This window comes from Ruminococcus sp. NK3A76 (assembly GCF_000686125.1).
Lineage (GTDB): Bacteria > Bacillota > Clostridia > Oscillospirales > Ruminococcaceae > NK3A76.
In genome coordinates, this window is the sequence record NZ_JMMA01000002.1 from 741,651 (window position 1) to 765,981 (window position 24,331).

General features: G+C 37.0%; 23 protein-coding genes and 1 pseudogene. 9 read left to right on the forward strand and 15 right to left on the reverse strand.

Going from position 1 to position 24,331, the window contains the following annotated elements; genetic code table 11:
* Nucleotides 1–194 precede the first annotated feature (194 nt).
* Nucleotides 195–675 (reverse strand): annotated as a pseudogene (gene tnpA / locus CD05_RS17325) (IS200/IS605 family transposase).
* Here tnpA and CD05_RS0103480 point away from each other — a divergent pair.
* Nucleotides 606–1,247, forward strand: coding sequence for a hypothetical protein (locus CD05_RS0103480; protein ID WP_156947277.1), 642 nt, complete (start codon nt 606–608; stop codon nt 1,245–1,247). The pseudogene tnpA and the gene CD05_RS0103480 overlap by 70 nt on opposite strands.
* Before the next feature lie 325 nt (nt 1,248–1,572).
* On the opposite strand, the gene CD05_RS0103485 is transcribed toward CD05_RS0103480, so the two are convergent.
* Complete coding sequence (locus CD05_RS0103485; protein WP_028509319.1) at nt 1,573–2,481, reverse strand: tyrosine-type recombinase/integrase; 909 nt, start codon at nt 2,479–2,481, stop codon at nt 1,573–1,575.
* 252 nt (nt 2,482–2,733) lie between these two features.
* Between CD05_RS0103485 and CD05_RS0103490 the strand changes: the two genes are divergently transcribed.
* Entirely contained in the window at nt 2,734–4,143 is a 1,410-nt protein-coding gene (locus CD05_RS0103490) for a pentapeptide repeat-containing protein (protein WP_028509320.1), read from the forward strand.
* On the opposite strand, the gene CD05_RS0103495 is transcribed toward CD05_RS0103490, so the two are convergent.
* From CD05_RS0103495 to CD05_RS0103535, 10 genes are all read right to left on the reverse strand, one after another.
* Entirely contained in the window at nt 4,123–5,307 is a 1,185-nt protein-coding gene (locus CD05_RS0103495) for an aminotransferase class I/II-fold pyridoxal phosphate-dependent enzyme (protein WP_028509321.1), read from the reverse strand. The genes CD05_RS0103490 and CD05_RS0103495 overlap by 21 nt on opposite strands.
* 154 nt (nt 5,308–5,461) lie before the next feature.
* The gene (locus CD05_RS0103500) at nt 5,462–6,658 is read right to left on the reverse strand and encodes an ATP-binding protein (protein WP_028509322.1); all 1,197 of its coding nucleotides are present in this window, start codon (nt 6,656–6,658) and stop codon (nt 5,462–5,464) included.
* A 353-nt stretch (nt 6,659–7,011) separates the two neighbouring features.
* Nucleotides 7,012–8,112 carry a hypothetical protein gene (locus tag CD05_RS0103505; RefSeq protein ID WP_028509323.1) on the reverse strand — a complete coding sequence of 367 codons (1,101 nt, stop codon included), beginning with the start codon at nt 8,110–8,112 and terminating at the stop codon, nt 7,012–7,014.
* 356 nt (nt 8,113–8,468) lie between these two features.
* A complete protein-coding gene (locus CD05_RS17330) occupies nt 8,469–10,547 on the reverse strand; it encodes a hypothetical protein (RefSeq protein ID WP_037322778.1) in 2,079 nt (692 codons plus the stop codon).
* 9 nt (nt 10,548–10,556) lie between these two features.
* Nucleotides 10,557–11,417, reverse strand: a complete 861-nt coding sequence (locus CD05_RS0103515; RefSeq protein WP_028509324.1) for an ABC transporter ATP-binding protein — start codon at nt 11,415–11,417, stop codon at nt 10,557–10,559.
* Nucleotides 11,414–13,717, reverse strand: a complete 2,304-nt coding sequence (locus tag CD05_RS0103520) for a DUF3502 domain-containing protein (RefSeq protein ID WP_198021565.1) — start codon at nt 13,715–13,717, stop codon at nt 11,414–11,416. Before CD05_RS0103520 ends, CD05_RS0103515 begins: the two co-directional genes overlap by 4 nt.
* 400 nt (nt 13,718–14,117) lie before the next feature.
* Nucleotides 14,118–14,510 (reverse strand): hypothetical protein, encoded by a 393-nt coding sequence (locus tag CD05_RS20510; protein ID WP_156947279.1) that lies wholly within the window; start codon nt 14,508–14,510, stop codon nt 14,118–14,120.
* Between the two features lie 177 nt (nt 14,511–14,687).
* Nucleotides 14,688–15,095: a hypothetical protein gene (locus CD05_RS0103525; RefSeq protein ID WP_028509326.1), complete on the reverse strand. Its 408-nt coding sequence runs from the start codon at nt 15,093–15,095 to the stop codon at nt 14,688–14,690.
* Nucleotides 15,096–15,197: 102 nt separating this feature from the next.
* A complete protein-coding gene (locus CD05_RS0103530; RefSeq protein WP_028509327.1) occupies nt 15,198–15,878 on the reverse strand; it encodes a DUF4367 domain-containing protein in 681 nt (226 codons plus the stop codon).
* Nucleotides 15,871–16,407 (reverse strand): RNA polymerase sigma factor, encoded by a 537-nt coding sequence (locus tag CD05_RS0103535; protein ID WP_028509328.1) that lies wholly within the window; start codon nt 16,405–16,407, stop codon nt 15,871–15,873. Before CD05_RS0103535 ends, CD05_RS0103530 begins: the two co-directional genes overlap by 8 nt.
* 533 nt (nt 16,408–16,940) lie before the next feature.
* Here CD05_RS0103535 and CD05_RS0103540 point away from each other — a divergent pair.
* Nucleotides 16,941–17,342: a GxxExxY protein gene (locus CD05_RS0103540; protein ID WP_028509329.1), complete on the forward strand. Its 402-nt coding sequence runs from the start codon at nt 16,941–16,943 to the stop codon at nt 17,340–17,342.
* 159 nt (nt 17,343–17,501) lie between these two features.
* Here the strand turns inward: CD05_RS0103540 and CD05_RS0103545 are convergent, their stop codons facing one another.
* A complete protein-coding gene (locus CD05_RS0103545) occupies nt 17,502–18,893 on the reverse strand; it encodes a relaxase/mobilization nuclease domain-containing protein (RefSeq protein WP_028509330.1) in 1,392 nt (463 codons plus the stop codon).
* On the reverse strand, nt 18,878–19,216 hold the full coding sequence (gene mobC / locus CD05_RS0103550; RefSeq protein WP_037322780.1) for a plasmid mobilization relaxosome protein MobC: 339 nt from the start codon (nt 19,214–19,216) through the stop codon (nt 18,878–18,880). Before mobC ends, CD05_RS0103545 begins: the two co-directional genes overlap by 16 nt.
* Before the next feature lie 537 nt (nt 19,217–19,753).
* Here mobC and CD05_RS17335 point away from each other — a divergent pair.
* From CD05_RS17335 to CD05_RS0103575, 5 genes are read left to right on the forward strand one after another with little or no spacing between them, the layout of a single operon-like run.
* The gene (locus CD05_RS17335; protein ID WP_084262248.1) at nt 19,754–20,377 is read left to right on the forward strand and encodes a CHC2 zinc finger domain-containing protein; all 624 of its coding nucleotides are present in this window, start codon (nt 19,754–19,756) and stop codon (nt 20,375–20,377) included.
* Between the two features lie 18 nt (nt 20,378–20,395).
* The gene (locus CD05_RS20515) at nt 20,396–20,497 is read left to right on the forward strand and encodes a DUF3789 domain-containing protein (RefSeq protein WP_156947281.1); all 102 of its coding nucleotides are present in this window, start codon (nt 20,396–20,398) and stop codon (nt 20,495–20,497) included.
* Entirely contained in the window at nt 20,487–20,879 is a 393-nt protein-coding gene (locus CD05_RS0103565; RefSeq protein ID WP_028509332.1) for a hypothetical protein, read from the forward strand. The genes CD05_RS20515 and CD05_RS0103565 overlap by 11 nt, the downstream gene beginning before the upstream one ends.
* Nucleotides 20,872–21,057: a hypothetical protein gene (locus CD05_RS0103570; protein ID WP_028509333.1), complete on the forward strand. Its 186-nt coding sequence runs from the start codon at nt 20,872–20,874 to the stop codon at nt 21,055–21,057. Before CD05_RS0103565 ends, CD05_RS0103570 begins: the two co-directional genes overlap by 8 nt.
* The gene (locus tag CD05_RS0103575) at nt 21,057–21,302 is read left to right on the forward strand and encodes an HU family DNA-binding protein (protein ID WP_028509334.1); all 246 of its coding nucleotides are present in this window, start codon (nt 21,057–21,059) and stop codon (nt 21,300–21,302) included. Before CD05_RS0103570 ends, CD05_RS0103575 begins: the two co-directional genes overlap by 1 nt.
* A gap of 607 nt (nt 21,303–21,909) precedes the next feature.
* On the opposite strand, the gene CD05_RS0103590 is transcribed toward CD05_RS0103575, so the two are convergent.
* A complete protein-coding gene (locus CD05_RS0103590; protein ID WP_028509336.1) occupies nt 21,910–22,143 on the reverse strand; it encodes a hypothetical protein in 234 nt (77 codons plus the stop codon).
* 241 nt (nt 22,144–22,384) lie between these two features.
* On the opposite strand from CD05_RS0103590, the gene CD05_RS17340 reads away from it, so the two are divergent.
* Nucleotides 22,385–23,983, forward strand: a complete 1,599-nt coding sequence (locus CD05_RS17340; RefSeq protein ID WP_037322783.1) for a recombinase family protein — start codon at nt 22,385–22,387, stop codon at nt 23,981–23,983.
* Nucleotides 23,984–24,331: the final 348 nt, after the last annotated feature.

Sequence of the window (24,331 nt, forward strand, 5' to 3'; positions counted from 1 at the left end):
ATTATGTAGCCGTTTAACATATCTCTTTTGGACGACAACAAAAAAACGATAGCTTTAGGCAAATTAAAACCACCCGTTGAACGGGTGGTTTGCACTGGCCCTAAAAGGGCCTGATACTGGCGGGCGACTGAAGTCCCACTGAAAAGTCCGCCAACCGCATTGTTTTTACGGGCAGCCGCTAAAGCGGCTGTTCTTTATTTGCCCTGTTTTACTTTGTCACCCGTAAACGGGTCTATGTATTCGTTAAAACTTATCTGATCACAAGCTATATCTTCTTGCAGCTGATTCCTTATGTATTCTTCAATGACCTTTTTTATTCCTGCCTACTGTATCAACATAATATCCTCTGCACCAAAAATGCCTGTTCCCATATTTATACTTTAAATTTGCGTGTCTATCAAATATCATCAGGCTACTTTTGCCTTTCAAATATCCCATAAACTGTACAACACTCAGCTTGGGTGGAATGGACACAAGCATATGTACATGATCTTTGCACATTTCTGCTTCATGTATCTCTACACCCTTTTGTTCATAAAGCTTTCTTAGTATCACCCCTATATCCTTGTATATCTTTCCAAATATCACTTGTCTGCGATATTTAGGTGCAAACACAATATGGTACTTGCAATTCCACTTCGGAAATTGAGAGACTTGAAAAAATAATGTCCAAATATACTACGCCTCAAAAATTGGATAAGAAAATCAATGATATTCTAAATGGTCTTACAAATGCTAAAGGTGAAGTATTTGAAACGTATCATAAAGATCTCGGAGAAATCATGGGATATCAAGCATCAAATCCGAAAGGGACAGGAGATCCTGATCCATATTGGATCATTAATGACGATATTTGTATTGTATCGGAAGATAAGATATATGACCGAGATGATCATAAAATCCCTCTTGATCATATTTCACAGGCAAATCGGCATGAAAAGTGGATACGAGAGAAAGTCAAAACTATTCATAAAAATGCCAATATATATACTGTTTTTATTACTAACACTTCAAACATTGATGAAGCAGGACGTATTTACGCAGAAAACATATACTACTGTAGTCGAAACGATTTGATATCTTGGGCGTATAAAGCTTTAAAAGTTTTAAGAGACTGCTACAACACATTTACTGAAGAAGGAGATCCAGCATGGAGAGAGTATGTTGGGAATGAATTGATAAGAAATTCTGTCACCCCTGATGACTTTATAAAAATGATCACAAAAACTAAGCTTAGTGATCTATAATTGTTAGTTGATTAAAACGCTAATTGCTCATCCTTTGACTATAAATAAGAGAGACCCTTCTATCATTTGCATTTTAAATAAAAAGTAACTCTATGATTTAATGAACCGTTTCTGGAATTTGTATCTATATATAAGTAATTATGCCAAATCAGAAAAACTATCTGTTGATTTCCGATTCGGTTCTATTTATATAGGATTCTACTACCTGTTTTTATACGTTGCCGTTCAATAATTACAAGATGTGTGTTATTTTTGCCATTTAACCGAATTTTTTACCAAATTCACTTGAAATTAGCATCAAAAAGTGGTATAATTATATAAACTATTATATGATTTTCAGTTTGTTCCGAGGGTGCTTTGTTTTAATGATTTCTTTCTGTTTTGCAGAGGTCACATGAGTATATATCTGAGTGGTAGTTATCGAACTATGTCCCAACATTCTCTGGATGTATCGTATGTCAACATCCTCTTCAAGAAGCAAAGTAGCAAATGAATGACGGAACATATGCGGTGTTACATGCAGCTCGATCCCACAAAGAGCGCAGTAGCTGTTTAGCATATTCCTTACGGACTGCTCTGTGGTTCTGTTTCCAAATTTGTTTACGAAAAAGTATTTTGCTGATGTGATTTCTTCTTTGTTCATTATACGGTATCTATTCAAAATACTAAGAACCGCCTGGTTCTCAATAGGAATTATTCGCTCCTTTGACCCTTTTCCATAGAATTTTACCGTGCCGCCCAAAACGTCAACGTCCTCCGAATGCAGAGTACATATTTCAGCCACTCTGCCACCGGTCGCAAACAGCAGTTCTATAATTGCTGCATTTCTTACTGCACATTTTAGTTGATAATCTGTTCCTGCCAACGAGATCTGTTTGTATGAGAAAGATATGAGTCTTGAAATAGTGTCAAGAGGTATCGTCTTGGGAAGCATCAATGGTTCTTTTATTATCGTTTCGATTTTGTCGAAGGGATTGTAGTCTATAAGATCCTGCATAAGTAAATAGTGAATAAACGCTTTCAAGGTGGCCAGTTTTCGCTTAGCCGTCTTAGGCTTATACCTTCTATTCAAATATTCTATGTAATTCCAAATGGATTCTTTGGTAAGTTCATTTGAAAAATCATGGTACTGAGACATATCTATTTGATAGGCCTTGATCGTTTTATCGCTGAGTTTCTTATGAAACTGGCAATAATTAAAGAAATCATCCACAAACAACTGATATTCAAACATTTTTATCAACTCCGGGTTATGATTATTTGTGTGCCGGATAGACACACTTAGATTTATTATATCATTTTTTGAAGGCTAATTAAAGATTGTTTTTGTAATGTTTTTAATATTGTTTGTGGTTGATAAAATAGTATTTGTGATCCTATTAATTAGGATTTTTGAAAAAAAAGTCAACAACCGATAACTTAATATTATCTTATGATATTAAGGAAATAATATTTGTCTTATTTGTAGGCAGGAAGGATTAAACATATGACGAATGTTCCAATTTATAATCAAAACAGCTTCTTATCAATGAAAAAATTTGAAGCACAAAATCTATCATATTCAGTTTTAAAAGATACAGATTTTCATAAGTATTCACATACTGTTTCTTTTTTTAGAAGTGATTTTAGAGGAACAAAATTTGAAAATGTATCTTTCTACAAAAACAATCTCGATAGAAGTGATTTTCTCAATGCTGTTTTCTTGAATTGTTCTTTTGATAAAGTGAATTTTGGGTGTTGCCAAATTAAAAACTGCTATATTGAAAATGGAACATTCAAAAACAACTTATATAGGAATACATCTATACATTCAACAACATTTGTAAATTGTATTTTCCCAGATGAAAGTTTTCTCATTAATATGCAACACTGCGAATTAGTTAATTGTAAATTTGCTGGATGTAATTTTGAAATGTCAACAACTGATAGCAATGTATTTAAAAACTGCAATTTTATTAATACTAATTTAGCGACGATGCATGCAGAAAATCATATTTTCATAAAATGCAACTTTGATAATGTTTATATGGATTCTAGTTATTTCTTTGGATATTCAATAACAAAGTGTGATTTGAAAAATATTATCTTTTTGTACAGAGGAGAATATGTCAATTTTGACTCTTTTAATTTAGATGAATTGATAAACACGTTTAAAGATGAACATCAATACAGTAATTTGATAAATCTGCTGAAGTATACAAATAATGGGTGTTTAATCCCCAATATCATAGAAGAAGCAATTGCTTACTACAAAAAACATCCTTATGGAAGAATGCTAGATATTATAACCGTTATAAACGCTTTAATATTCTCGGCTCAATATGAAGAAATCGATTTTAATTCTCTTTATATTACATTTAATCTCTTAAATAGTGAAAACTGGGATGGTCTTTCTTTTTTTGAGAAAAATGAAATAGGGGCAATGGTTTTAAAGTTTCAAAATGCTTTATTCTTAACTTCATATTCTAATGAATATTTATATAATATTGATCAAAGCCAATGTTCATCACTTACAATAGTATTTACAAGTGATGATTACAATTTATGCTTAAAAAAAGCAGAAGCTCTATTTAGATCTTTTTTAGGAATAAAATGCTGGGAATTAATTGACAAGAAGCAAGGATCATGGATTTTAACGTTTGCATTACCTACATTTGCTTTGGTATATATTCTTCCTCGTATTATTAAAAATTACTCTGATGTATATTTTGATATAAAAACAAAAAAAGCATTAAGCAAAAAGCTTCTAGATAATTTAAATAAGCCTAATTTATCGACAAAACAAATAGAAAAAATAGAGTCAAACATTGTTTCTGCACAGTTGTTACTCCCCTCAGGCAAGTGCATTAACGAAAGTGATATAAAAGATATACAGTCATTTATTGCAAATGTATAGGAGCTTTTTTATATTATAAATTAAATCAGAAGTTTCTAAAGATAAATTAATTCTAAAGCAGTAATAGTTAGGCAAGCTGTAGTAATATCTTGAGTGTGGAATGGTTAGAATTTTGCATTTTTGGTATATTTCTATTGCAATATCCTTATCATGTTTACTAACAAAATGTTTAGTCGGTATAGCAATCAAGGAAAAATAACCACTGTTAGAATTGCAAACTAAAAAATCTGTATCAATAAGCAATGATTTTATTAAATAATAATTATTCTGAGCGTAAGAAACAGCTTTCTGTAACGTTTTAATTAGAAGTGAATTATTCTTATCTTCATAAACTGAATTCAGCAAAGATTCTTGTATAAAAGATATACTCCCTTGACATATTTCGGAATCTTTATTAATCTGTTTTATAATATCTGAGGTGCTATATATAATTGCACTTTTCATTCCATTTAAAAAAATCCTTTTCGGAATTGATTCGTACAAGATGCAATATTCTGACTTTAAAGTCATATCAACTAAATAATAATTATGCAGTTTATTGGGAGTTTTCCATTCCATATTACCATATACATAGTCAATAATTAAAAAAATATTATTGTGGGTACAAATATAAGAAAGCTCTTCTAATTCTTTCATGTCTAAAGTTAAACCTGTTCCAAAAAAAGGAAGCGTTATGATTATACATTTAATATTATTTTTATTAATTTCATTTTCTAACAAATTGAAATCAATAGATAATTCACTAAATGGATTGATATTCCAATAAAACATTTTTTTATGATACATTTTTAAAAGATGATAATATGTGAAATATATCGGACCGATAAAAAGTATGTTCTGTATACCTCTTTTAAACATTTGCAATAGAGATATGAATGCAGCACTTGTACCATTTGCTACTATCGTAAAACAACTGCTGTTTATACTGTAATTGTTTTTCTCGAAATTATTTACAATAAGTTTTTTTGTCTCATACATATCTTTTGACATAATGTATGAGTTTTGATGTTCTCTATTATTTAAACTGTCTTCTATTATTTGTGAATCTATGTTTAAAATTTTCGAATCTTTATCCCAGCCAGAAATAAAAAAAGTACCATCATCTTGCTTTTCCAATATCCAATTTATATTTGTTGAATATTCGTTAACCATTTCTATATGCAAAATATCAACTCCTTATGGTTCATCTTATTAAATAACAATATAGACTTTCATCATAAGATAATATTAAGTTATCGGTTGTTGAGAAAAAGAAATCACCAAAATCACAAACGCCTGCCACAGAATCATTATGATTCCATGTCAGGCGTTATTATTTTTATTTCCCCAAAAGCCATTCCAGCACATATTTCTGCCGTATCCCGTTGTATGATACAGGTGGGTCGTTGTCCATCGTCAGAATGTATTTCGGATTGTGATCCGGTATGCTTTCCAATGCACCCAGTTCTCTTTTTAGTGTCTGCTCATCTCTTACAGACCACGAAACCTGATAGTATTCTGTGTTCCCGTCAATATCCTGAGCCACAAAATCGACCTCAGCGCTTGCATTTTTGCCGACATATACCCTATATCCTCTGCGGATAAGCTCAAGATAAACCACGTTTTCCAGAATATGCCCCATGTCAGCATTGGCTGTGCCGAGCAGATAATACCTCAGCCCCACATCGGCTATATAGTATTTGTCAAGCAGCTGTAAATGCTCCTTGCCCTTTATGTCATATCTGCTCACACGATACATAAGCAGGCTGTCGGTCAGGCCTTCAAGATAATTCTCCACCGTATGATTAGATATCTTTCTGCCCTTGCTCGTCATGGTGTCGGATATCTTCTTTGCGGTGCAGGGATTTCCTATGTTGTCAAACATAAATTTTATAACGCTTTTTAGCATCAAAGGGTCATTTATTCTTTTTCGCTGTACTATATCGTTAAGAACTATCGTATTGAACAGCCCGTCAAGATATGCATAGATATTGCGCCTGCTGTTAAGCTCAACGGTATATGGGAAAGAACTGTTATACACATAGTCTTTGTACAGATCTTCAAGGGATCTGTTATCATCAAATGCACTTACATATTCCTTGAATGAAAGCGGCAGCATTTTTAGCTCGACATATCTGCCCGAAAGAAGCGTTGCCAGCTCGCTTGACATAAAATAAGCATTTGAACCTGTTATATAAACATCTGTGTTTTTCTTTATAAACAGGCTGTCCACAGCTTTCTCAAAGTTAGGTACGTGCTGTATCTCATCAAGAAAGATGTAGTTCATCTTATCGGGAAGCATTTTAGACTTCACAAATTCATACAGCTTTTTATAGTCACAAAGCTCCTCATTCTCTGCATCTTCAAAATTCAGCATTATTATCTGCTCAGGTAACACACTGTCATTTTGCAGCCTCGTGCAGAACAGTTCAAATAATGTGGATTTGCCGCATCTTCTGATGCCCGATATAACTTTGATTATCTGCTTGTCCTTCCAGCTCATCAGAAAGTCCAGGTATTCATCTCTTTGTATCAACATGGTATAATAGCTCCTTTCTCATAATAGTATATGCTTTCTTGGAAGTATTATACCACAATATGCTGAATTTGTCAATAAGTTGGAAGCACATTTCCATATTTTGTAATGCGCAATTGGAGATGGAATTAGCTTTATACATCTATGTACATCTTATACCCCCTTCTTAAATATATCTGATATTCCTGTTTTAGTTAAATAAATGGCATATAGTGGGTGAACAATTTGCGCTATATTATTCGTATTTACGACTTACTATACACTCGGATATGATGTAGTATTATATGTTGTGGTATCGGTATGGTATGACGATAATTTATAATGCTAACCAGCTATTATTCTCCTGTCAATAATCAATCTTTATATTCATTTTGATTATTTATAATTGCAATAATACTACATATGTTCATCACCTCTTCAGGGGGTATTTCCACATTCATAGCTTCAGCATATTCTTTTATATTTTGAGTTATACTTTCTATTCTATCCATTGTTTCGTCGATGTCATTCTTTTCTTTCTCTATTTTAAGACGATTAAGTTCAATCTCTTGCTCCTTAATATTAAGATCCAATTCTTTTTCTTTTACTTCAAGCTCCCTTAATCGTTTTTGGTATTTGTGATCAAGTATTGACATAATAAAACATTTTATAGATGGAGATTCAATTGACATTCCTTTTGCCTCATATTTGCCACCAAAAATCAGAACAAATAGACACAGAATAGCCATCCAATTCTGCCCTATCTCAGATAGAGCGTATAGAATATAATAACCAGGAGATTTTAATGTGGTTTTAACGTTTATTTTCACAGGATCAATATCCGTTAATTCACTTAACAGTAGCACAGATTGTTCCAAAAGCTTTCCGAATGTAATTGCTGAATAATGCTCCCGATTAACCATAACAGAAAGATATAGTGTATCTTTAATTTTATAAATCGGATAAATCAACCCATAAAGGCTAATTAATAAAGATAAGGAAGTAATGGGCTGTAAGTCCGTACTGATTTGATCAGATAATTCTTTTAATACAGATGGAACATATGGAGATTTAAGGATTCGTAAAGTTTTTGAATTTGTAACATGCACTCCATCTAAAGTTATAGAAATATATGCGTATTCTTTATCTGCTTTACTTAATATGCATATAAATGTTTGTGGATATGAATTGTATTCAAATAAAACTTTGCGCTCTAAAGGGGAATGTCTCCCCATTCTTAATATCGCATCACGTCTTAACTTCAATGATGTACGTTTTATTTCCGCTCCATATCTGCTACCGTCTATTATTTCCTGTACTAATCTATAATCATTTTTATGTACAATTCTATCGTAAAGTGAATTGATTCTTAATTTTATATATAAAACTGGAACAGTTGAATTAATGTGCTGACACTTATATTCTTTATAAAGGGCTTTAACATCAATATCATAATGATTTTTTTCGACTTTCATATATAATAACTCCTTTTTATCAAATTTGGGGTATAAGCAAGACTGGCAGGTTTTTGTAAAACATATCCTTAGGGTAAATAACACTTATTCATTTACATGGTCATCTACTTTACATACCGTATCAATGCGGAAATACTTACGTTTTGCTGCACACAAAAGGAACCAGATGATCAAACAGTTTTTATCCATTTTCATCAAGCTCCTATAAATATACATATTCGTTATAACACGCACGAATGCAGAAGTCAAGCTTTTTTTACTGTAATAGTATTCTTAAAGTGTTTATTGTCGCTTTAGCATAAAACAGGCGCTTGTCAATGTTTATTAAGTATATAAGCTTTATTCTATCGATATGCTCATATATCCCCAATTAACCCCGGCGTTATCCCTATCCACCCAAACACCTCTATCCCTAAAAGATATAAAACAAGCGGCAGTATAAACACAGCTGTTTCAATCAGTAAAGCCGAAATAAAACTCTTTGCTTTCTTTGAGATAAAGAATATCAAAAGCATAGCTGTTATAAGCGTAAGATATCTTACTACGCAAAGCAGGATAAGATAAGCCTTTATGCTTAGATTAAAGCTTTGCAGATGCTCCATCGAACAGGCAGGCGCAGTTATTTCCCTTGTTCCGTAGGCTTTGAGTACACCATAGAAATACGGCAGATAGGTCATAAGATATATTATCGTTACTACTGCCGTTCCAATTATGAGTTTGCGGATGAATACTGCACCCCTGCCTTTGAGAGATGTGTGCAGCAGTATATTTGCACCGGTCTGGGATTCGATGCTGTAAACATAAGTCAAAGTAAGTATAAGCATAGCCATAGCAGTAAGCGCCATCGTGGTGTCTTTGCTGCCTGCACTTTCATCACCTGTAAGCAGCTTGTAACCGGTGTCGTAAACTATCTCTCCGCCGTTTTGCTTTAAATAGTCTATATGGCTGATAAATGATTCGTAAGCCGAGCGCTTTTCGGCTAAGTCCTGCATTTTTATCATTGAGGTTATCTCGTCACCGCTTGTGTCAAACTCATCAAGCGCTTCGCCTTCAAGTTCAATAGCCTGCTCTTTCTCCGCAGTAAGCTCGCCTTCGTACTTTAGGATATATTGCTTTAAGTATATCTCCTCTTTTGAATAAAAACGTTCCTTAATTGGCGTGTATGAAGCATATACAAAAGCCGCAAATGCAAGCATTACGAATAATACCTTGCCGTTTATCAGTATCTTGTAGCACTCGTGCAGAAACAGGCTCGTGTGTCTGATCTCCGGTAGGTGCAGCGATATCCTCTTTGTGTGGTTCCTTATAACTCCACGCCTTGCAAAAGAAACCACCGATAAAACCGAAAAGAATATCAGCAAAACTATTGCCGAGATAAAAAAGATGTAAAAGTAATTATACGGTTCTCCGAAAATGTTAAGATTAAGATAATCCGAATAAAGCTGTCTGGTATTTGCAAAGGCAACAAGGTTTATGTATTTTAGTGGACAAAGATAGCTTGTAGGCTGGATAGTATAATACAAAACACTCTCGCCTGCAAGAATAGCTGCAAGTATGGCATATACCTTTACTGCACTGTCTGAAATGGCTGTAACAAGATAGATAAGAGCAGCAAAAGCACAGTAAACAAGCAGCTTTGTAAGAAGAAAGAATACAAAATACTCTGTAACGGTTATTTTCAGGCTGCTTGCGTTAAAACTCATAACAGACTGAATCTGCCTTGTAACATCGCCAAAGCCGTATGTATTGTAAGCTATTATGAAGTTGACAGAATAAAGCAGCGCCAGAGAAACAAAAGCGGCGCTAAAACAGGTAAACAGCTTTGCCGCCCCAAGTGATGCCCTGCCTTTAAACGTAGTACGTGATAGCAGAAGCTGTTCAAGCTCTTTTTCCCTGGTAACTATAGTTACTATCACTGTCATTATCATCAGAAAAGCAACAACATCTGTAGGAAGAAAGCCTGTAGCCATATCAACACCTTTGGAGGGTGATACAGTAAGTGTTGAGCCTTTTAAGTGTGCAAAGTCATCAGGCGTTTTTGCAATATTTTTATAGCTGAACGAATCGGGATCAGCAAATAATGATATGGCGGTCATTTTCTTTGCTCGTTCATCAATGCCGGATAGGTAATCATCATACTTAGAGGCTGCCTCAACTTCTGCAAGCACAGCTTCTGTTAGTTCAAGCTCTACAAGATCACTCTCGGTCTCTTCGAGGGTGTTTTTTCTTTCAAGCAGTTCATTATATACATCAGCCGCAGGCTTGTCTGAGATCTCAGAATACATCTCCTTATACTGTTTTGAAGTATATACTGCATCGGTACTGTTTTCGTTAACATACAGCATAACGCCGTTCAAAACGGTGAGCGCTATAAATACACCTATCGTACTTTTGCGGCAGAATGCCTTTATTATCTCGTTTAAAAGTATCCTCATCAGCTCACCTCAATCAAAATGGTAAAGATAGAGGTCTTCAAGCTCAGGCTTACAGAGGGTGAATTCATGATCTGAAGGTTCGCTGTCTGAGATCACTCTTACATAGACATTCTGCTCGTCCTTTGATATATTGCCTACTTTATACTTTTTTGATATACCCGTCAGTTCATCTTCGCTGCACTTTATCTCATAAACCTTACCTGAAAGTTTTTCGCACAGTTCATACGGCTTGCCGGAATCTATTATCTCGCCATGATTCAACAGCAGGACCTCTTTTGCTATGAATTCGATATCCGGTACAACGTGTGTTGCTATTATAACTATCTTTTCAAAGGCTATCTCAGCGATAAGGTTGCGTATCCTTATTCTCTCTTTCGGATCAAGTCCTGCGGTTGGTTCATCAAGTATTATTATCTCAGGGCTGCCGAGCATTGCCTGTGCAATAAGGGCACGCTGTTTCATTCCGCCCGAAAAGCCACCGAGTCTTTTGGTGCGTGAGTCGTTAAGATTAACAAGCCCTATAAGGCGCTCGATATCTGCCTTTGCTTCATTCTTAGGCATACCTTTTAATGCAGCCATATACCAAAGAAACCTTTCAAGTGTGAAGCTGGGGTACAGCCCCTGCTGCTGCGGCATAAAGCCCAGTATCCTACGAAACTCAGCACCCATAGATACAGTATCCTGTCCGTTATACATAACGCTGCCGGAGGTGGGCTTTAAGTTATCTGTAATGATATTCATAAGTGTTGATTTACCTGCGCCGTTTGGCCCGAGCAAGCCATAAACACCGGGGGTGAATTCATAGCTAAGGTCTTTAAGGGCTGTGAAATTGCCGTATTGTTTTGTGAGGCTGCAAAGTGACAGATTCATTTTTTGTCCTCCAGGTATTTCTGATACTGTTTATTTAGTTCTGTAACCACATCATCTATTCCGGCATCGTGAAGCTGCTTGTTTATATCTTCAAGTGCGCTGTCAAGTGTATCGTATTCGCCGTAGCTTGCGTAAAATAGCTTGTAATTATTCATATATATATTACTGCATTTATCTATTTTTTCCTTAATCGTATCAAGCTCTGGCTCAAAGCCTGCCAGCGGACTTAGTTTAATGCTTTTGGAAACTTCCGTAAACAGTTTTGGTTTATCACTGCATTCATAAGCAGCTGAATCCGCAATAATATAGTTTGCCGGAGTATCCTGGTAATCATCATATGTTCTGGCTTCAAGATTTTTTATCATTCTGCCGTTTTCATTGTATTTATAATTTCGCCCGTCGGTACCGTTATAGATGATATTTGCAAGCTCTTTATCAACCGTACAAAGTGCAAGCAGTTCAAATGCTTTTTCGGGGTCTTTGCACGAAGATGTTACTCCCTGCACAAAATTCAGATATCTTCCGTCGGTATATGGTGTTACCGTCAGATATGAATCATTACTTAAATACGATGTAGGTGTGATAAGATTAGTTGATAACACAGCTGTTTCATGCGTCATTGGAGAATCATCAGTTGTTATAAAGCCTTGCTTTTTAAAGCTGTCAAGCATTTTAAGGTATTCGCTGCATTCTTTTGATCCAAACAAATTCTCAAACTCATTTGTATTTGTATTGAAGAATACACCGTTAAAGCTTATAAAGCCAGCATTCTCATAATAAACGAATACTGTCGGATCAATAAACAGCACCGGCATTCCTGTTATATCCTTGGCGTATTTCAGAAATTCTTCCAATCCGTTCAGGGTTCCGTCAAAGTTTGATACATCAACGCCGAATTCTTCGGCGGCTTGTGTATTAACGCTTAAACCAACACAATGTGCGCCAAGTGGAAAGAAGCCTCTGCCGTATATCATTCCGTTTTCGTCTGACAATGACTGCCAATACCACTCAGGATAATAATCATACAGCTTCTTCCCTAAATCTGTATCAAAATACTTATTTAAAGGTATAAAGTATCCGTCATCAACAAATTTCCTGTACGAATAAGCTCCGTCAAATCCTGCACCGCTTGAAATGATATCTATCTGCTCGCCGTTTTGTAGTGCTTTTTCATAATACTCCCTCATGGGTTCTATTATTTCTGTGCCATCATTTTTGATTTGGTTCTCTTCGTGATATATGAATTTTACTGCAAAATCATATCCTTTTTCATCAAGATATTTGTTAACTTCATTTTGTATATGGTTTTTATCATCACTGCTTTCGCTTAATGCCCATACAAGTTTGGTTTTCCCGTCAAAGTAGCTGCTATCCTCTTTTTCAAGATTTACCTCCTGCGAGTAATAGAAGGCATTATCATCTGTAACAGCGTCTGTGCCGTCACTTATATTATAGCTATCATTGCTTTCAGGCTCCTCGTTGTCACGCATATCAAACGGAACGCCTTCGAGTTTTACCATATTATTAATCCTGCCGTTTTTAAGATCACTGACGGGTATATAAAAGTATTCTTCTCTGTCACTCCAGCCGGTATTCGGTGTCCTTACTATATATGCATTATCGCCTGATATAGTCTGCAAGGAGTAGTTATACTGCGGCGAATTACGAATACACTCCCTAAGATTTCCGTCACTTAAACAGTTTATCGCCATTATATTTTCAGGATCAAACACGCCATCGGGCGAAGAGAGTGTTGTCATAAATACATCATTGCCGTTTTCTATAATACTCGTTATATACTGACTTATCTCAGTTATCTTTTGGCTTTCTTTATCAGCAATAGAGTATTTGTAAAGTCCTTCTTTACTATCACCGTTTATTTTTTGATAATAAAATGCTTTTTTCCCAAATCCGATAGGGAAAATGCTCTCATCATTCCCTGCATCCATTATCAGCTCAGGGGCACTTGCAGACAGCTTATATATCCCGGTTTTATCCGAATAAGTCAGCCATGTATATATATCATTATCATATACGGTGAAGCCTGAGAGCATAAGGCTTTCATCGAGTTCGATAATGTTCATTTCTTCCTCATCAAGATCCAGTTTAGCTATCGCACAGCTTGAAGTTACTTCATTAGTTATTTCATCGTAATTATCTTTATACACGCATATGTACAGCTTTCCATCATCAGCACAATAGCTGCTCGTACCCTTTATACCGTAATCATCGTTTTGTGCTATCAGTTTTCTGTTGCCGCCATCTTTATCGGCTGTATATATCTCAAAATGATTACCCATTGAGAATATCTCATAAAGTGAATTATTATATATGAATACTCTTTCCCAGCCCAGTTTGCTTTCGGGTGATCTTGCACTGCATCTGGAGTCATTATGTTTACAATCCGGATCACTGCAAAGCGGCATACATTCACCCGAGGCAATATCATAAACATACATTATATTATTCCGGCATTTGAATATATAGTTATCACCATACCACGCTTCGGAATAGAAAGATCCCATACCGGTTTGAAGGATATCATTTTTATTCTTCTTATTTATACAATAAATGATAATGGCCGAAAAAATAATGATCAATAAAGCCACTATCAGGACAAGTCTTTTTTTCATATTATACCAACTCCAAAACCGGTATGATCTTTGACCGGGGATCATGTTTTCATCTTTTACTCAGGTATTATATGTAGAGCGTTTGTTGAGAAAACATTATTCCATTTCTTGAATGCTGAACAGTAGTTCGTTTATATATTCCTCCTGCCGGAGTCGTTACTGATTTACTTGCAACATTTGCGCCTGAATCACCATTTCCATAGGTATGTGAATTACCATCGCTGTCTTTATACCTTATAACCAGATTGACAGATACTATATTGGTCGATGATAAATAACTCGTTGTACACGCCGATGCTACAACTCTATTAAATGCATTATAGTAGGATTCACCATGTATATATGGATCAGTACCATATGTATATGAGTCATTAGCACTTGTTGAAATAGACATACTTGCCATACTTGTTGAAATAATAATCGTAGACACTATAGCTGCTATTCTTTTTCTAAGTTTCATAATTAGTTCCTCCATTTTAATATAGCATATCAATCCTAAGATATCAATGCATATGTTCCTTGACATAAAGTCAATTACCTTACAGCTTACAAAATATTTATTTGTTATAAATATAGCTTCATCAAATCATTCAAACCATTGGAATCACTCTCCTCCTTGATTTGCGATACATATTCATTAAATAATTCCCTGAGCGCTGTACTTTAATAATGTTTCGAAATAGCTTCCAGCGTACACTATAAAGGAAGATTTTAATCGATATGTACCGCTTGAAAGACCTGTGTACGTTTTGGTAAGTGTTCCTCTGTAATTATTTATAGTAGCACTTGCATATTTGACAGATGTCCAATTACCGGAAGAGTCTCTTTTTTGCAGTGTTTGCCCAATAACTATCTGGGTAGTTTCACCTTTATATCCGGTCAAAGAACTGATACAAGTTGCTGTATTACCTGATATATACAATGTTGAACTGTAGTAATCAGTATACAACAGCTTTTCGCCGCTTTCCGGAGTTGTTGCTAATGCGTTTAACGGAAAAGCCGTCATTAACACTAATGCAAGCAGTATAGTCAGAATCTTTTTCAAAAACAAAACCTCCAATCATCATATATTAAAAGCGTTGACCGCTTTCATATACTATGACTTATTGGAGGCCTTATCTCTGACAGTTTTTTTATTGGAAATACATTATTCTACCTTTTGAACAGATTTTGCTATGTTTATTAGTTCATCTTTACTAATATTTGAACTGATGAATATAATATAATCTCCATTATCCCATAAAATATGATTATAATTATGATTATCAGTGTAGAATATAGCTTCATGTTGATTCAAATCGATAGTTGTAGTTTGAACACCTTCAGTATTTATTCCTATATCAAAGTGTTTTTTTGTGTATTGATTAAATCCAATAAATGCACCATTGCTGTTTTCATAATCAATACTATATGATATTGTTGTTTTTTCAGTATATACTATACTATAATTTGTTAAATACTCATTTGATATACAATAAAGATTATCAATAGTTTCCGGACATATGCTGTTATCATTATCATCCGATCTGACTATTGAGAACTTTTCAAAAGTATTTACTATGAATGATTTGAACGCTTCTCTGAATGAAGCCACGCTCATAACAGTTGTAAATGATGCAATTATTATGATTCCAACAATACAGGCAACACGTTTTGCAGCAGTATTGATCATCATATAGTATGGCTTGCTTCTTCGCTTGACAAGCTTATACATACGCTTCTCAAACCCCTTTGAAAATGTATGCTCGTTTTCGACCTGCGGCAGCATATCATCATATTCGGGCGTAAGCGCATCAAATATTGCTCTTTTATAATTACTTTCACTCATTTATCTCACCCTTTTCAAGCAGCCGTTTTAGTAACGCTCTTGCTCTTGACACTCTTTTATAAACTGTATCAATAGATATATGAAGTGCATGGGCAGTAGCCTTTGTGCCTATATCAAGCAAATCATAAAGATAGATTATATCCTTGTATTTCGGAGGCAGCTTCTTTATTGCATTATAAAGATCATCATATTCAAAGCTGTCAAAATAGCTGGGATCTATTATTTCCTCTAAAGGAGTATCATCATTCTTTTCAAGGCTTTTCTTATTCTGATTATATCTGTCTATTGCATTGTTCCTATTTATTATGACTATATAGGCACGCATTTTCTGACGATTTTTTTGTGAAATTTCTGTAAAGTTATCAGCTACTTTCAAAAAGGTATCTTCGACTATATCCTCAGCATCTTCAGGGTTTTTAACTATGGAAAGTGCATCAAGGTAAAGCGATTGCCTGAGTTCTTTATATATTTCTTTAAACCTGTTTTTGTCTTCATTCGTTTCTATTGCGGACAAATAGAACACCAGCATCTTGTCACTTCCCTATTTCAATCAAATAATAATCACTTACATTGTAGCATAAAAACTATAGGTATGCAAGCATTATGTCACGAATGCCCGTTTTTTTGACACGAATGCAAAACAGCTTAATACTCTCTATACAATTCGTGCATATCAACCACCCCCTCAGCGTTCGATTTCTGCACTTATATGAAATTTCTCACAGGGCATTAACTATTTTTCTTCTCAATCAGAATTAACTTACGAGAGGGATAATCAAACAGAACTAACTCCAAAACACATTGGAACATATCGCCATGTTCCGATATTGGAATGATATACTATTTGAACAACTTCGGCTAACCTATTTTGTTCAATGATACAAAGTTTTGCTCAGCGCCCTGAAACTGCCTTAACTTTTCATGGGAAATCCTAGGTAATAGTAGAGACACTTATTGTTTCGGCTGCATACGCAGCGGTCAGTTATTTATGCAGCCTCAGCCCATACGGGCTGAATGATTGGTTCTATGATGAACCATTTATTTTTTTCAGGCATTATACCAGTGAATATTCCTAAGATAATGAAGCATTTTATCGATTCACAGAAGATTATTCATGATGAATATACTGAGAAATTTGCTGAATCAGAAGGAAGGGAGCGTTTTCTGACATACCTTTCTCCGATAATAAACGGAGTCGGGTCTTACAGTATTGAGGAGCAGACTCGTGACCACAGACGTATGGATATTGTTATACACTATCTTGGCAAAAGATATGTGATTGAGCTCAAAATCTGGCATGGTGAGCGCTACAATGAAAAAGGCGAGCAACAGCTCAAGGGTTATCTCGACTTTTTTGGGCTTGATGTTGGATATATGTTGAGCTTTAACTTTAACAAGAAAAAGGAATTTGGCGTTCAAATGATCAAGGTCGGAGACAATACCTTGTATGAGGGAACGCTGTAAGGTGTTTTGAGAATAATTGATTGCTGCTTATTCTTTCAGGTTATATCAGGTATCTGAGAAAGTGTCAGAAACGACATAAGTAGAGTCTCATTATGCTCTGAAGTTATTGTATACATTTTATCACAAACCACCGGAAATTGCTAACCCCTGCGGAAGATTTTATATTTTTCGTTTATCCTTCTTCGCAACCTGCTTTCTCCACTGCTTCTCCTCCTCAACCAAATCAGAGATATAGTCATCTTTGGATATTTCCCCATAAGTTTTTGAAATATCCGAGTAAACATCATACCTATTCCTACAGCCTTCAAGGTTTTCCTTAAGGGCTGATATTTTTATGCCTAAATGACGAGTCTTTTCACGCAGGCTGTCTGCATCAGCAGGGGAGTGAATATCATTCTGCTCCAAAGCCTGCCTGCAAACAGCGAGTTGAAGCTGTTCTGCATCAGATAGCTTGCCCTTATTAGACAACTCCTTAAAAAGCTGTGCCTGTTCAAGCAGGCTCACCATTCGGTTGTATTCCTCAATATGCTCGTTTATCTCCTGCCGTAGATTTTCATATTCATTTTTCAGCTTTGCAATCCTGCCCTCCAAGTCACCGATAGAACGTATATTATCCTTGTTTATCACAGATAGCTGTGCAGACAGCCTGTAAAGATCAAGATCATTATCTACGGAGTATTCTGCTGTGATAATTCGTTTGCGAGGCACTTTCTTCCGCTGGATGGCAAGTATTCGGACATCAGAGAGTATCGCAGCATAGTCAGCCCTTAGCTGTGATTTGTTGTCAATCACGGGCGTAGTTCCGGCACCCATTTCACGATAAATAATTCGAGTGTTAAGACTATCTTCGGTGTATTCCTCACCGAGAGTTTTAGTTCTGACAAATCGCTGCTGCCCGGGGGCTTTGATAGAAATATACTTGCCACGCTTGACCTCATACCCACGCTCTTCAAGCGCCTGCAACAGATCATCAAGTGAATTGAACGAGGGTATCAGTTTGTCGATCTCCTGCCTAATCTGCTCCTTCCACGAGGAGCCTTTCTTGTTTTGTTCCCATTCATAGTAGCTAACAGACCGCCCCTTGTTTTCAAAATTGAGTGCGGGAGTAACTCCAAAGGCTCGGCATACTCCATTGGTGGTTTCCCTTGCTTGGCGTAAAGAACTGCGGTTGGAATAATACTTCTGCCCCGACAGCGAATAAGAATTTATTATCACATGATTGTGGATGTGTGAAGCGTCAACGTGTGTTGCAATGACCGCCTGAACATCATCACCAAAGTTTTTTCTAACAAAAGCCTTTGCAATCTTATGGGCAAGTTCAGGCGTGACATTCTCATCATCTGCAAAACTCATAACATAGTGAATCGCTTTGACAGTACCTTTTCCAATTAATGGCGGAGGACTGTCAAAGCTATCTCTCGCAAAATGATCATAAACTGTTTTCATCTCCAAATATGCGTCACGGGCGTTGGTTATGCAGTTGACCGAGGCTGTGAGCACCAAACCATCGGTCTTGTCGGGATTGAGTATGTACCTTAAACTTTTTTCCACTGTAGTGTGGATACAAACTGACTTAACGTATGGGATAAGCACTCCACTTCCTTTCTCAGCTTTTCAACGTCCCCGGCATAAAGGTTGTTCGTTTCATTTGCTTTGCGGGCTATCTGGTTTATGTTATTGGAAATTGTCCTCATACCGTTTATCAGAGGGGCAAGCCCCTTTAAGTCTAAAACCCTGACCTCCGAGCTTACAGCCTTATCACGAATAAATGACGTTGTAGTCTTGTTGCAGGCATCAGCCCTTCTCTCGACCTCCGCCCATTGTTTCATATCAAATGTGATCTTCTTCTCTTTTACTTGCTTGTACTTTCTCATGTTTATTTCTCCTTCCTGTTTATTAGCTTTTTAAAATGATTTCCCTCGACAGAGGGCTTGTGTTAAGGGTGAAGGGTTCCCTTAACCGCCAAATCGGAGGGGTTACACCGACAATTTGGAAGAAAGTGGGAGAGTACGCACCACTTTCTATACTTGCTGGTAGAATGTTTTTAGCGAATGACGATTACTGCCATTCGCACAATTTTCAGCCCGTATGGGCTGAGGCTTAAAAATGTCAAAGCTTTGTTTAAGTCCATAAATGACTATGCCCTCTGAATAATAGGTCACTTTTAACCGCTTTTTTAGCAGTAGCTTACAATTTTTATCATTTCATACAATCGGGTAATAGCCAACTACTTCTAAATTTGTACAAATATACAAAGATATAATTTTACTACTAAAAAACTGGCTTGAAGTGACCTATATAGTGAAAGCGCAAATCCTACCTTGGTGAAAGTTCGCCAAACATCACCAAAAAACGTCAGGGGGGACAGCCTTTCAAAATCGCCAAACAAATTTAAAATGCTGGGAGGAGATATGACAAGCAATATCTTTCAAGATATTAAAGATAGGGTGGATCTTAAAGACCTTGTTCGCTATTACGGTCTGGAGGTGGACCGAGGCGGCTTCGCCTGCTGCCCGTTCCACAACGAGAGGCACCCTTCCTTTAAAGTCTATGAAGATCATTACCATTGCTTCGGCTGTGGTGAGCATGGAGACCACGTTGACTTTGTTCAGAAGCTGTATGGGCTTACAAATATTGAAGCTGCAAAGAAGATTAGTCACGATCTGGGGCTTGGTCTTGATAACGGTGAACTCGCCATTCCCGTCAAGTCAAGAATACTCAAGCCCCAAAAAGATGAGGCTTTTCTCCTGTGGCTCGATGAATCGGTGCATACGCTGATTGAATACAAGAAGCTGTTGCAATACTGGGAGAAAATATATAACCCCCGAAGCCCGATAGATAAGGTCAATGACCGTTATCTTGAAAGCATAAACAAAAGGGGCTATACAGAATACTATCTTGATAAGCTGCTATATGGAAATGAGTACGAACAAAGACAATGCTATGAGATAGACAGGGATTATCCATTAAGAATAAAAAAGCGGCTGGACGAGCTTGATGCTGTCAGCCGGAAAGCGCCTAAACACGCTAAATAAAATATGGAGGAAAACATAATGATACAGTTTATTATAGGTACAATGGTCGGCGGTACCGTCGGCTTCTTTGCCGCAGCTCTGCTTGCAGCAGCCAAGAGGGGTGACGACTATGAGGTTTGATAACAGGGATACCGAGGTTTTTATGTATCTCGTCAAGACCTTTGTTGCCGATAAGCATACATACCTGCTGCCGACAAGTGAATTCTATATGACGGACTCTACAAAAACGCTGCTCGGCTATTATGACGAGGAGTATGTGTACCTAATACCATCGGTCATGATCGGTATGTGTGATGATTACCTGACAAAGATGGGCAAGCCCGGAGTAAATATTCAGAATGTGCTGAATACTCTTTTCAGGGCTAACCTCATCAAGGTCGGTTGGGTAATGCGCAAAGATATGAGATACCGCCCGGAAAAGAGGATCGGCGGCAAGCGCAGGAGATACATAACCTTCATCAGAAAAGAACTTACAAAGGAAAGGAACAAAAAGAATGGCTAATGAAAAGATCGTTATGATGATGCTGTGCTTCGGAGTCAGCATAAACGAGCTTGCCGACCAGCTTTTAATAACAGAAGAGGATATGGTAGAAAAGCTCTGTGCTGAAATGGATTTTGTAAAAAACTTCGAGGTAATGCTGGCGATAGTTGATATCGTAAAAAGAGGGGAGAGGGCATAATGGATACACAGGAATTTACAAGAGAGCTTGCTGCCCGCAAGGGTATTTCCGAGCAGACAGCATACCGCTACATAAATACAGTTATGGACACTATCCGGCAGGTACTTGTCGAGGGCAAAGAGATCAAGATAGGCAGCTTCGGAAAGTTTACTGTTGTCACCGATCTGGAGGGCAACAAGACTGCTATGCTTTGTTCGGGTAAGTCGCTTAGGCAGGCATTGACGGCGGGGGAGGGGATAGTCTGAAGGAGCCGAAAGAGGTACACCGAAAGGTTTGCGGCTGTAATGTGACTATCACTTTCAAGGGGTATAACCCGGATATCAAGGATAAAATACTCGACCTGCTGTGTGATAGCTTTGAACATCGTGTTATGAACGCTGCAAGGGAAAATGGTAATATCTGCCCTTTGGACAATACTGCTGATGAAAAAAAGCATAAAACTGATGGTGGTTAAGATTATCACATAGATTCAGTTGATAGGGTAAAATGGAGAGTATGGTAAGATTCGGCTTTTTAGGCAAAAAAATGTGGGGTGTTGCCACGCAGCATCCCACATTTCTCAGAGCCTAAGCTCAATTCCGTCGTCGGTATCGGCATATCCGACAGCTAGCTCACCATAGATACGCTAATTAACTTCAGACCCAATATCACGCTTGCACATCGATAATCCATCTTTAACACAATTCATATATACTGTTTCGCTTATTCTATTATCTATATATAGTTTCTTAATAAGGCAAATTGCTGCATATATCATATCCTCGTTGATATTCTTAGATTTGTCAGTTCTTTCCGAGGTGCTCTGTGCTTTGATCAAATTATTTAACTCCTTTTCATCAAACGATACAATTTTTAGTTAATAAGCTTTTCAATAACAGTCATTATCTCATTAAGCCGCTTTTCTCCAATACCGCTGATACTGCCTATCTCCTTACGTAGCTCATCAAGGTCAACGCTGGCGGTTTCAATGCTTTCAGCGCCTTGTTTGTAAATATCGGTGAGAACAGCCTGCATTTGTTCTCGGCTCATTTTCTTGAATTCTTTGTATAGGCTGCGGGGCAGTTCAAATCCTTTTTTTGCGGACATTGCTTAACTCCTTATATTAATATAGTATATGTATATTATATCACACCGCACAATAGTAGTCAATAAATAGTTAGCTAAAGAGTATATCGGTTTCACGCTTTAAATTGTTGACAAATCAGTCGAGATGTGCTATACTATTATAAAAGGCATCTTGACAATCGAATATCTCCATATTGGATAAGAAACAACGATTTATCTACCGATATTAAGAATACAAATCTGAAATCGGAGGTAAAACGTAATGAATATAGCTTATACATTATATAGAGTGTCAACTAAGCAGCAGGTCGATAAAACTAAAGACGACATACCTATGCAGAGAGAAGCCTGTCATGAGTTCGCTGACAAAATGGGCTGGACGATAGGCAAGGAATTTCTTGAAAAGGGTGTATCAGGCTTCAAGGTTTCTGCGAATAACAGAGATGCTATTCAGGACTTGAAGGCTGCGGCACTAAATAAGGAGTTCGATATTCTTCTTGTATTTATGTTCGATAGGATCGGACGTATTGATGACGAGACACCTTTTATAGTTGAATGGTTCGTTAAGCAGGGCATAAGAGTATGGAGCGTTCAGGAAGGTGAGCAGAGGTTTGAGAGTCACGTTGACAAGCTGATGAATTACATAAGATTCTGGCAGGCATCGGGCGAGAGTGAAAAGACCTCAATGCGAATCAAGACAAGGATGCAGCAGTTAAGAGCAGAGGGCAGCTATACAGGCGGACCGGTGCCTTTCGGATATACTCTTGTAAATACCGGAAGAAAGAACAAGCGAGGCAAGGACGTTCACGATCTTTCAATAGAGCCTGTTGAAGCTGAGTGGGTGAGAGATGTGTTCTCAAAGACTTTGCGTGAGGGCTATGGCTCTTTCAGATGCGCTGAATACCTTAATAAGCAGGGTGTGAAAACGCATAACGGCTCAAAATTCCAAAGCAATAACATCATCAGAATGCTGAAAAACAGGTTATACTGCGGATATATGGGCTCCGGCGAAAATGTATCCCCTAAATTGAAGGAGCTTCAGATAATCGACGAGATGACCTTTGAGAGAGTACAGTCGATACTCGAACAGAGAGCTGTCAAGTACGATAAAAAGTGCGAGGTCGCAAGAATGACCAAGACAAAGCTTTTGCTTTCCGGGATAATGTACTGCGGAAGCTGTGGTGGTGCGCTGACAAGCATGGGTCACAGCGAAACGTGGAAATGCAAGGACGGCACAAAAAGGGAAGCCCCTCGTCCGAGATATGTTTGCTACCATAAGAACAGAAAGCTTTGCAAGTGTGATGGTCAGACGACATACGTTGCTTACAAGGTTGATAATATTGTGATTGAAACTGTGAAGCTGATGTTCAGCCACATCAAGGAGTCTCCCGATGAAGCGGTTCTGAAAAGAAACTATGAAAAGGACATGAGAGGCTGCAAGGCAAAGATCACCAAGATCGAACATGACCTTGAAAAGGAAAAGAAAAAGCTGACAACTCTTGAAAATGAGGTTGCCGACAGTCTGCTCGGAACGAGTCAGTATTCTCCTGAACTATTGAATAAGCTTATATGTCAGCAGAGTGATGTTATAAGACAGTACGAGGCTGATAAGGAAACGATACAGACAGAAATGGCAAACAAAAAGAGATCAATGGAGAGTATCAAGCCTATGTATGACATTTTCAAGGGCTGGGCAGACGAGTTTGATACTTGTTCCCTTGAACGCAAGAAAATGATAATTTCCCAGCTTATAACTAGAATTGAGCTTTACCGAGGATACGATGTAAAAATCGAGCTCGATATGAATTACAGGCAGTTTTGTGATAACTGGGACATAATAACAAACACTAATAATGGGTAAACACAGGGATTATACACCCTGTTTTTTAATCCTATTGGAACGTACAACTAATTGCTACATTTAGAGCACTCGGCTGTTAACCGAGTTGTCGTTGGTTCAAGTCCAACAGGGGGAGCCATATTTATCGGGCGAAAATGACGCAAATACGTTGTTTCCGCTCTTATTTTTTGTCTGGGCTTTGTTTGATGTATATTGCTGTTTTATATCCTCTTTTTCTGCCAAATGTACGTTTATGCAATAATTTTAACCATATCAAACAAGTATAACCTTCAATGGCTCTGAAAACTCAGATTATAACTTGACATAAATGTTAATTTGTGTTAAAATCACAGCATAATTAAACTGTAC